This is a genomic window from Archangium sp., assembly GCF_036388035.1.
In the GTDB taxonomy this organism is placed as follows: Bacteria; Myxococcota; Myxococcia; order Myxococcales; family Myxococcaceae; genus Archangium.
This window is the reverse complement of record NZ_DASVSO010000086.1, coordinates 1-10277: the sequence shown is the minus strand read 5'-3', so window position 1 is coordinate 10277 and position 10277 is coordinate 1. Positions and strand designations below refer to the sequence as shown.

Below are 10277 nucleotides of genomic sequence, written 5' to 3'. Positions count from 1 at the left end.
GGGCGAGCGCGGCGGCGCCGCTGCCCTCGAAGGCGTGCTCGCGGTAGAGGGCGTAGTAGAGGGTGGCGCAGAAGCTGAACTGGTCGGCGCGGGCGGTGACGGCCTCCTGGCGGTACTGCTCCGGGGCCATGTAGCCCGGGGTGCCCATGATGTGGCCGGCGCGCGTCACCGGCGTCTCGCGCGGTTGGGTGCCCGGGCTGGTGGGGCCCGAGAGGGTGCCGTCCAGGGAGAGGGGCTCGGCGCGGAGGATGGCGGCCAGGTCCACCGGGGTGGGGGTGCCGGGGGTGCTGGCGCCCTGCTCGCACGCGAGGCCGAAGTCGTAGACGAGCACGCGCCCGTCCTTGCCCACCAGCACGTTGTCCGGCTTGAAGTCGCGGTGCACGAGCCCCACGGCGTGGGCGGCGGCCAGTCCCCGGCCCGCCAGGGTGAGCACGTCCACCACCTCCTGCGAGCGCCGCGGCTGCGCCTTGAGCCACTGGCGCAGGGTGCAGCCCTCCACCAGCTCCAGGGCGATGAACACCCGCGTGCCGTAGTCGCCGATGTCGTAGACGGGCAGCACGTGGGGGTGGGAGAGGCGGGCCATGGCGCGCGCCTCGCTCAGCAGACGCGCGTGGGCCTCGCCCGGCTCCAGCCCCTCGCCGCCCGGCAGCAGCAGCTTGATGGCCACCTTGCGGTTGAGCTGGGGATCGAACGCCGCGTACACCTCGCCCATGCCGCCGGCGCCCAGCCGCTCCAGCACGAGGTAGCGCCCCACCGAGGTGCCGCGGGGCAGCGCCTCGGGCGTCTCGCTGGGCAGGGGCGGGGGCTCGCCGACGACACGGGTGGGCTCGGCCTCGGGGTCCACCATCAGCGCGTGGGCGCGCAGCAGCTCGCGCTCCAGCGCGTCCGACACGCACCGGGCGCAACCCGGACAATCCTCCGGGTGCGGTGGACCCTCCGTCTCCGGTAGGGCCGCGGGCTGCTGCGGCTTCAGGCTCTCCACTTCCGTCCCCCTGACGAAGTCAGGCCCTCTCCGACCAATCCCAGTAGAATATTACAGTCCGGAAAACTCCGGAAGGCGGTCAGGGCGGGTTCCACTGGGGCCGGGCCTTCTACACCGCACCGCATCATGACCTGAAGAGACATCTGTGTCTTGCAGCCGGCCGGGCGAGCCCCTGGCTGGATGCGAGGGCGGAGGAAGCCGCGCGGGCCCCTACTTTAACGAGAGGCCGAGCGGCACGCCGTGGAGTGGGCGGCGCCCGGAGCCATCGGGAGGAAGTGGGCATGGCGGAGCGCGCGGTGGAGCAGGAGCAGCCGGGAGGGTGGCGGTTCCTGCTCCGGGCGCTGGGCCACCGCAACTACCGCCTCTTCTTCGCGGGGCAGAGCGTGTCGCTGGTGGGCACGTGGCTGACGCGGGTGGCGACGGCGTGGCTGGTGTACCGGCTGAGCGGCTCGGCGTTGCTGCTGGGGGTGGTGGGCTTCTGCGGGCAGATACCGGCCTTCCTGCTGGCGCCCTTCGCGGGGGTGCTGGTGGACCGGTGGAACCGGCACCGGGTGCTGGTGGTGACGCAGGTGCTGGCCATGCTGCAGTCCTTCGTGCTGGCGGCGCTGGCGCTCACGGGCGTCATCGCCGTGTGGCACGTGGCGGTGCTCAGCGGGGTGCAGGGGCTCATCAACGCCTTCGACATGCCGACGCGGCAGGCCTTCGTGGTGGAGATGGTGGAGGACCGGGCGGACCTGCCCAACGCCATTGCCCTCAACTCCACCATGTTCAACGCGGCGCGGCTGCTGGGCCCCTCGGTGGCCGGAGGGCTGATTGCCTGGGTGGGGGAGGGGGGCTGCTTCCTCCTGGACGGCTTCAGCTACCTGGCCGTCATCGCCTCGCTGCTGGCGATGCGGATGGTGCGCAGGCCGCGGGAGCACGCGCCCCAGCACCTGCTGACGGAGTTGAAGGAGGGCTTCGCGTACGCGTTCCACTTCGGGCCCATCCGCGCGCTGCTGCTGCTGCTGGCGGTGGTGAGCCTGATGGGGATGCCGTACACGGTGCTGATGCCGGTGATGGCCTCGGAGGAGCTGAAGGGCGGGCCGAACACGCTGGGCTTCCTGATGGCGGCGTCGGGGCTGGGGGCGCTGCTGGGCGCGGGGTTCCTGGCCTCGAGGCGGACGGTGCGAGGCTTTGGCCGGGTCATCGTGCTGACGGCGGCGCTGTTCGGCGCGGGGCTGGTGGGGTTCGCGCTGTCGAGGCAGGTGGTGCCGTCGCTGCTGATGATGGTGGTGACGGGCTTCGGGATGATGGTGGCGACAGCGGCGAGCAACACGCTCTTGCAGACCATCGTCGAGGAGCGGATGCGGGGCAGGCTGATGAGCTTCTACCTGATGGCCTTCGTGGGGACGGCGCCCTTCGGGAGCCTGCTGGCGGGGGCGCTGGCGGCGCGCATCGGGGCGCCGGCGACGATCGCCATGGGCGGCGGGGTGTGCCTGGTGACGGCCGCGTGGTTCTACGTGAAGCTGCCGAAGTTGCGGGAGCGGACGCGTCCCATCTACGAGCGGCTGGGCATCCTCCCCGAGGTGGCCTCGGGGATGCGCGAGGCCACGAGGCGGATGGAGCCGGCGGAGGACTGAGGATGATAGGACCCGCGCGCTCAGGGCAGGGCGGCGTCCGTCGCGCAGCGCTCGGCCCCATCCGGGGTCAGCACGCGCATGCGGACGGCCTCGCCCGAGGGTCTCGGGATGCTCAGCGTGAGCAGCACGTCCTCGCCCGCGGCGGTCGCTGGCGGCGTCAGGCGGGGCCCCTGCTCGCCCCCGGCCGAGGTCCAAATCACGATCGGGTGCGCGGTGCCGGCCCAGGCATCCTGCGTCCGGTTGCCGGCGCGCACGAGCAGCCGGGCACCGCCCTCCGGAGCCCGCGTGCTGGAGAGGACCTGGAGCTCACACGGCCCACCGCGCAGGCTCCGCTCCTGCTGGGCCCACGCGTCGGGCGTGGTGACGAGCAGCTCGCCCTCGGCGCTCGCGAAGACGCGGCCCTCCTCGTCCTCCACCCGGAGCGCGAGCCGCGCCTTTCCGGCCGGGAGCTTCACCGGCACGTCCACCGAGCGCGCCTCCACCTGCGAGGGCACGAGCAGCGGCGGCGCGAGGTAGAGCGGCGCACGGAAGCTCCGCCCCTCGGCCTCCACGATGACCGTGAGCCGGCGCACCTCCTGCTCGTACACCGCCACATTCCCCTTCGGCGCGAGCTCGACGCGGACGGGCAGCGGCTGGTCCACGCTCAACGCGGGTCCGGTGGCCACGTTGGCCACCACGTTCTCCGGCGTGAAGGGCAGGGGTGCTCCCGGCGTGTTGAACCGCCAGACCTCGATGCCAGGGAACGTCGTGGCGAGACGCGCTCCCGCGCGCCCCAGCACCTCGCGGTAGCGAGCCTGCGCGGCGAGCGGCAGGTAGTTCGGGTAGAGCACCGCGTACTCGAGCCCCGCCCAGCGCAGCGCCTCCAGCTTGGGCAGCGCGGCGCCCGTCACCATGTTCGGGTGCAGCACCCAGGTACACGCGGGCAGCATGAAGCCGCTCTCCGCATCCACCGTGGGCCGGCCGTGGATGATGGAGAAGAACATGCGGTAGCGCTCGAGCCCCTCGATGACGGGCAGCTCCACCACCGCGCCCTTCCCCGGCTGGCTCGCGAGCCACGCATACACGGGCGGTGCCTGGGGGAAGGTGATCATCCCGCGCAGCGGCAGGGGGACGCAGTGGAGCTCATACAGGACGAGCCCCAGCGCGAGCGCACCGAGCACTCCCTGGACGGTGCGCGAGCGGAGCGGTTGCAGGAGCGCGGACAGGCCAATGCCCGCGAGCACCGCGACGGCCAGGGACGTGGCGAAGTGGAAGCGCGCGGGCGTGCGCACCGTGCTGTAGCCGGGCAGCTTCATCACCCAGGCCCAGAGGCCGGGGCCGAGGCTCCGCCCGTGCCAGTACACCTCCGGGCCGAGCGACGCGAAGAAGTAGAACACCGCCACGCTGGCGAAGAGCCACGCCGCGCGCTGCGTCTCGCCAGCGCCCAGCCGACCTCCGCCCAGCGCCGCCGCGAGCAACAGCAGCGCCGCCGCCACGGCCAGCCCCCGCTGCTCCAGCCCCTGCCAGACGAGGAGGAGCGTACCGAGGCCCATGACGACGGACAGCACGAGCGCCCGCGTCCGGTGCTCCCTCCGCGACAGCTCGGGAAGGAGGAGCCCCGCGAGCGCGAGCACGAGCACGGACCACCCGAGGAACGTCAGGCTCTCGCGGCCCATGAGGTGCGAGGACCCGGGCCCATACAGCCTGCTGAACGCCGGCGCGGCCCCGAGCTGCTCCACGCGCCCCGAGTAGAGCTGGATCTCCCCGACGGCCCGCTGGATGTCGTACAGCTTCGCCTGCAGGAGGTAGGGCGCGTAGATGGGGACGAGCATCACCCCACCGAGCGCCACCGCGCCCACCGTGTACGCCCCGCCGCGTGCGCGCTGACCCTCGGGCAGGCTCGCGAGCACGTACAGCCCGAAGGCGAGCGAGAGCGCCACCGAGTAGATGCCCAGGTTCACCGTGGCGCTGAAGGTGACGAACGTGAGCACGGCGACGAGCAGGGCCCGCCCGGGCGACGGCCCCTCGCGCAGCCACAGCAGGGCACAGGCCAGGTACAGCCACCACTGCATCTGCAGCACGTTCCAGTGGTCGAGCTGGTGGACGCGCCAGAGACAGAAGGCCGCCGCGGCGCCGGCCACGAGCCCCGCGGCGGAGTGCCGGGTGAGCCCGCGCACGAGCAGGAAGGCGGCATGCCCCGTGAGGACGAAGCTCAGCAACGTGCCCAGGTTGACGAGCGTGAGCCGGTCCTGGGTGAAGGGCAGGAAGGGCAGGGCGCTGTAGAGGAACCCGAGCGAGATGTCCGTCGTGGTGAAGACGTTCGGGTGGGGGAAGAAGAAGTTGAGGTCGAAGAGGCGTCGCTGGCCGGAGAGCCACGCGAGCTGGTGGTCCAGCATGCGCGCGCAGAGCAGCGGATCATCCACCCCCACGTCCACGGTGTGCGTGGACAGCTTTCCGGCGAGCGGCCAGGTCATGACCACCGAGAGCGCGGCGAACAGCAACAACACCGCGCCTTCTCGCGCGAGGCTCCCACCGGGGCCCTGGCGCGCTCCGGGAGGGGGCGCGGAGGGGGCACCCGGCGGGGGGGTCACGCCTTCGGCTTGTGACATGCGAGCAGGAATTCCGCCGTGGGCGTCTCATCCTTCGCCAGGGCGAGGGCGGTGCGGACCAGCGCATACGCCGGCAGCACCGTCCACTTCCTCAGCTCGGACGAGAGGGACCAGCGGCCGGTGAGCTTCTTGTTGAGCCACCCGAGGGTGGAGGGCAGGAGGAAGGCCTCGAAGGCGCGCGTGGACGCGGTGCTGCCAATGGGCTCCACGGCGTCCACGACGAAGCCGGCCTGCTCGAAGTGGCGGCGCCAGCCGTCCGCGTCCTCGAGGTGGCGGTGCTTGAAGACGCTGTTGATGCTCTCCTGGAGCGCCTCGGAGAGCGGGGTGAGCCCGAGCTTCTCCAGCGTCTGGGCGGACGTCATGTAGCGCGCCCAGTCCTTGTTGGGCAGGAAGGTGTAGAAGGGCGCGCCGGGCTTGAGCGAGCGGTGGATGTTGCGCAGCGCGGCGCCCAGGTCCGGGATGTGCTCGAGCGAGCAGTTGGCGAGGCAGGAGGCGAAGAAGCCGTCCGGCAGCTTCGCCCGGGTGATGTCCGCGAGGACGATCTGCTCATACGCGCGGCTGGCCTGGGCGCGCCGGGCCTCCCGGCTGTCGATGTCGATGCCCCACACCTCGGCGTTCTGGAACGCGAGCTTGGCGAAGAGCCCGTCGCCACAGCCCACGTCGAGGATGGGGCTGGGGCAGTCGAGCCCGCGGGTGCGCGAGAGCCGGACACACTCCTTGATGGAGAGCGCGGTGGGGGCGTAGGGGAAGTACTCGCGGAAGTCGTCGAGGGTGATTTCGTTGCTCATGGCTCAGGCGGCGTGCGGCTTCTCGGCCTCGGCGACGAGCACCCAGCCGAACGAGATGACCTTCACCGACACGCGGGTGGCACCACAGTCCTCGAGGATGCGCCGCAGCCGGTCGGGGTTGAACTTGGTGGGGTGGAGGTTCTTGCGGCTGAAGCCCTGCACCCGGGCGATGGCCTCGAGCACGGTGGCCTCCAGCACCTTGAGGGACAGGGACTGGTAGTTGGGCGTGGTGAAGAAGAGCCGGCCCCCCGGCTTCATCACCCGGAGGATTTCCCGCACGAAGCGCTCGGGCTCGAGCACGTGCTCGATGACGTCCATGCTCGCCACGAGATCAAAGCTGTTGTCCCGGTAGGGCAGGGGCTTGTCGGCCTCCATGACGTCCGCCCGGGCGAGCCGGCCACCGTGAATCCGCTGGGCGAGCTCGACGGCGCGCGCGTCGATGTCGCAGATGGTCCAGCGCTTGTCGGAGGGCGGGAGGAGCTCCAGCTCGAAGAAGGGCCCGGAGCCCACGTTGAGCAGCTCGGGGCCTGGCGCTTGGCGCACCGCCCGCGCGAACGCGTCCGTGAGGGGCCCATGGTACAGGCGCCAGGGGTAGCGCAGCTTCAAGCGGTGATTGGAGAAGTAGTCGACGGCTTCGGCCACGAGCGGCTCCCGGACGGCGCGGCGAGTCATAGGCCAGGGTCCCGAGGTTCGCAACGATGCCGAGTGGCGGCGAGGAGGTGCGTATCGTCGGCGGGGACCCCATGGGCTCTTGTCGGATCACATCTGGACCCAATCCGAAGCGGATGGAAGGCTGACACGGCACTGACACGTCAGGAACGTGTCAGGCGCCGCGCCCACCTGCTCGAGCGCGACGCTCCCCTCTCTGAGACGCTCCAGACCGCGCCCGGCATGGGCCTTGCTCCTGTGCTTTGCCGCTGTTGGCTGATGCACAGCCTCGGCACGGTCCTCTCCTCAGCGAGCTGAGGGGCCGGCTCCACCCCCTGAAAGGAATCTCAGATGAACAGCACGTCGATCCGCGCCCTCGCCACCGCCGCACTCGCGGCCTGCATCCTGGCCCCGAGCCTGGCGTTTGCCCAGAGAACCACCGAGACCATCGACCCGGTGTGGCAACGCTCCAACGAGCGCCAGGGGTACCACTGGTGGAAGACCGCCACGGATGGCACCCCCGACGTGACCTATTACGGCGCGGAGAAGGGCGTCTGGACCTGGGAAACGCCGGACTCCTCGACGTGGGCGCGCCAGGACGCGAAGCTGAACGTCTCGTGGTTCTACACGGTGGAGGGCGCCAGCACGGCCAACTCCTGGTTCCGCACCACGCTGCCCGTGAAGCCGGGCAAGAAGCTCGCCGCCCTCACCCTGACCTCGGTGGACAAGCCGGGCCAGGGGATCGGCATCAACGATGGCATCTACGTCTTCGTCGATGGGAAGTTCAACGGCGCGTTCGCCTCGGTCTCCGCGAAGAAGGCCTCGAACGGGACCGTGGTCATGGACGGGCGCTTCCCCACCGATTGGCGGTGTGACGACCTGACGGCCCAGGTCAATGCCGTGGGTCCTAGCGCCCATGAGCTCGCTGTCGCATTCGAGGAGGACTTCGGCTGGGGCGGCCTGACCCGGCTGCGCGTCGTCGCCGAGTACGAGAACGCCGATGTGGACGGCGACGGGGTCACGGATGACAAGGACACCTGCCCCGCTACGCCGGCTGGAGAGGTCGTCAATGCGTCCGGCTGCTCGCTCGCCGACCTCTGCCCGTGCACCAAGGCCTGGAAGAACCACGGCGAGTACATCTCCTGCGTCACCAAGACCTCGCAGGAATTCATCAAGGCGAACCTGCTCACCAAGGAGAGCGGGGCGAGTCTGGTGAGCAAGGCCGCGAAGTCCACTTGCGGCAAGTAGAGGCTGCGAGCCACGTGTCTCGCTGAGGCAGCGCTCCAGGGGCTCAGGTACGGCCTGTCCCGGTTCGGCACGGGCAGCGGCCCCATCACTCGTTGGACGTGCTCGGCTCATGCCCATGAAAGCCAGGCGGTGATATTCGTGGAGCCTCGTCCTTCTCCGAAAGCACCACGCATGTCCGCTTCCTGTCCTCGTGGCCTTCTTTCCGTACTGATGTTCTCCACCGCGGTGCTCCTCGGGCTCGGGGGCACCCGCGCGTCAGCCGAAGCGCGTCCCGGGTATCTGACTGGCAAAGCCGTCGATGCCCAGGGACGACCGCTCGCGGGCGTTCGGATCCGCGTCTATGGACCGACCAACTCCGGGGCGGGCGTAGGCCAGTCCATCAGCGCGAAGACCGACGCGGCCGGGCGGTATGCCGTCCGGCTCCCGGAGGGCACCTTCAGCGTCCAGGATGCCATCCACGACGTGCGCTATGACGGGCAGCTCTACCGGCTGCCGCTCTATCTGGTCGGTGAGGACAAGACGGACTTCGACTCGGAGAACGGGGCCGAGGCGAACTTCGTGTTCAAGATCTCCGGGCTCATCAGCCAGGACAAGCGCCGGGACAGCGAGCTCTCCTACTTCGGCGGCTTCCTTCGCTGGGACGTGCGGGAATCGGTGGGAGGCGGCACCGCCGTCAGTGACCCGTCCAAGACCGTCGTCCTCCACCTCACGCCCGAGGGCCGGTTGATGGACGGAAGCGCCGGACAGCCGCTCAGCATCCAGCGACCCTTCACGTCCCGCAGCGCGGACCGCGTCCTCAAGGATCTTCCCCTCGGCGTCTATCGGGTGCGGGCGGTGCTGCGGAGCCGCGATGGAGCGGAGGAGCCGCTGCTCGTCTCACCCAAACCCATGTCGGGCGCGGGCGCGTACGAGGAGCGGCCGGCCCCCGCTCCCGAGGCCCGGCTGGTGTTCGCCCCGAAGGACGGTGACGCTCCCCTGATGACCCAGAACGGAGTCTACGGAGTGGATCTGGAACTCTCGCCCTCGGGAGGCAAGGGTCCGCGGGAGCAGCAACCACGAGCCTCGCCTCGGACGGGTGTCGCGGAGCCGAACGGGCAGGAGGTTCCAAGGGCCCCGTGGGACAACGCGAAGTTCAAGATTGGCGACCGGGTCGAGTACAATGAGCGATTGGACAAGTGGATTCCCGGAGTGATTACCGGGTACGCACCGGGCAGGTATTACAGGGTCCAGCTCGAGTGCGGGGACTGCGAAAAGCCGCAAATCCACGAGAACGACCTGCGGCTCGCGCCCAAGGCGAAGTGAGTGCCCCACCACATGTTTGCTGATGCGATCGGGGCCGAGTTCCGCCAGTTCCTGGAGCGGGAGCACGAGGGAAAGCCGGCGCGGGTGCTCCGGGCGGTGCGCGGCTATCGCACGCACCCGGCCAACCTCTGGGACGCGGTGACGAACCGCGAGCGACTTCCCCGCTGGTTCATGCCCATCGAGGGCGAGCTGAGGCTCGGCGGCCGCTACCAGCTCGAGGGTAACGCCGGTGGCTCCATCACGCGTTGCGAGCCGCCGGAGGCGCTGGACGTCACCTGGGAGTTCATGGGCGGCATGAGCTGGGTGACGGTGCGGCTGGAGCCCGAGGGCGAGGGGACGCGCCTGACGCTCGAGCACATCGTCCAGGCCTCCGACGTCGACGAGCATTGGAAACAGTATGGGCCGGGCGCGGCAGGCGTGGGCTGGGAGCTGAGCCTTCTGGGCCTGGGTCTGCACATCGCCTCGGGCGGCGAGACCGTGGAGTTGGAGGCGGTCGAGGGCTGGACAACCTCCGACGAAGGCAAGGCCTTCATGAGGGCCAGCGCCGAGGCGTGGGCGCGAGCGCACATCGCCGGGGGCGAAGAGCCCGCGACGGCCCGCGGCATGGCGGAGCGGACGGCCGCGTTCTACACAGGCGGCTGATGCAGGCGTTCGACGGGCCGCCTGGCACCTTGGAAGCGCTGCTCCACGAGGTGCGCTACGGTGGCCGACCTCATTACTCCTCAGGACACCATGCCGACCGACGACAAGAAGAGCACGACGAAGAAGCCCGCGAGCCCGCAGGCGAAGTCCGAGGCTTCCACGACGAAGCCCGCGGCCGCCAAGAAGGCCCACAAGGCTGGCAAGCCGTCCAACCCCTTCCTCGTGGAGAATCCGCCGCCGAGGATGCGCGGCAACCGCAAGTAGCCTCCTCGGGATTCACTGACCAGGAGGGCCGTGGGTTGCTTCTTCATGGCCTCGTCTGGGGCACCACGGCTTCCGGGGTGGAGGCCAACGGCAGGCGGAGGGTGAAGGTCGAGCCCTCGTCCGGCACGCTGGCGAGATCGATGCTCCCGCCATGCGCATCGACGATTTCCCGGACAATCCACAGCCCGAGATGACC

The 10277-nt window shown here is 70.2% G+C and carries 10 protein-coding genes; 5 read left to right on the top strand and 5 right to left on the bottom strand.

The window, feature by feature from the left end:
• A partial coding sequence (locus VF697_RS03670; protein WP_331092072.1) for a serine/threonine-protein kinase occupies positions 1-982 on the bottom strand: 982 nt, incomplete at its 3' end.
• A gap of 281 nt (positions 983-1263) precedes the next feature.
• Here VF697_RS03670 and VF697_RS03665 point away from each other — a divergent pair.
• Positions 1264-2601: an MFS transporter gene (locus VF697_RS03665; protein WP_331092071.1), complete on the top strand. Its 1338-nt coding sequence runs from the start codon at positions 1264-1266 to the stop codon at positions 2599-2601.
• Positions 2602-2621: 20 nt separating this feature from the next.
• Here the strand turns inward: VF697_RS03665 and VF697_RS03660 are convergent, their stop codons facing one another.
• The 3 genes from VF697_RS03660 to VF697_RS03650 all read right to left on the bottom strand — a co-directional run bounded on the left by VF697_RS03660 (position 2622) and on the right by VF697_RS03650 (position 6619).
• Positions 2622-5087 carry a hypothetical protein gene (locus VF697_RS03660; RefSeq protein WP_331092070.1) on the bottom strand — a complete coding sequence of 822 codons (2466 nt, stop codon included), beginning with the start codon at positions 5085-5087 and terminating at the stop codon, positions 2622-2624.
• Positions 5088-5167: 80 nt separating this feature from the next.
• Complete coding sequence (locus tag VF697_RS03655) at positions 5168-5977, bottom strand: class I SAM-dependent methyltransferase (protein WP_331092069.1); 810 nt, start codon at positions 5975-5977, stop codon at positions 5168-5170.
• 3 nt (positions 5978-5980) lie between these two features.
• Positions 5981-6619, bottom strand: coding sequence for a class I SAM-dependent methyltransferase (locus VF697_RS03650; RefSeq protein WP_331092068.1), 639 nt, complete (start codon positions 6617-6619; stop codon positions 5981-5983).
• Between the two features lie 357 nt (positions 6620-6976).
• On the opposite strand from VF697_RS03650, the gene VF697_RS03645 reads away from it, so the two are divergent.
• The 4 genes from VF697_RS03645 to VF697_RS03630 all read left to right on the top strand — a co-directional run bounded on the left by VF697_RS03645 (position 6977) and on the right by VF697_RS03630 (position 10081).
• Positions 6977-7873: a hypothetical protein gene (locus VF697_RS03645; RefSeq protein WP_331092067.1), complete on the top strand. Its 897-nt coding sequence runs from the start codon at positions 6977-6979 to the stop codon at positions 7871-7873.
• A 171-nt stretch (positions 7874-8044) separates the two neighbouring features.
• Entirely contained in the window at positions 8045-9175 is a 1131-nt protein-coding gene (locus VF697_RS03640) for a hypothetical protein (protein WP_331092066.1), read from the top strand.
• Positions 9176-9187: 12 nt separating this feature from the next.
• A complete protein-coding gene (locus tag VF697_RS03635) occupies positions 9188-9817 on the top strand; it encodes an SRPBCC family protein (RefSeq protein ID WP_331092065.1) in 630 nt (209 codons plus the stop codon).
• A 90-nt stretch (positions 9818-9907) separates the two neighbouring features.
• Complete coding sequence (locus VF697_RS03630; protein WP_331092064.1) at positions 9908-10081, top strand: hypothetical protein; 174 nt, start codon at positions 9908-9910, stop codon at positions 10079-10081.
• Positions 10082-10124: 43 nt separating this feature from the next.
• On the opposite strand, the gene VF697_RS03625 is transcribed toward VF697_RS03630, so the two are convergent.
• Positions 10125-10259, bottom strand: a complete 135-nt coding sequence (locus VF697_RS03625; RefSeq protein ID WP_331092073.1) for a hypothetical protein — start codon at positions 10257-10259, stop codon at positions 10125-10127.
• Positions 10260-10277 lie beyond the last annotated feature (18 nt).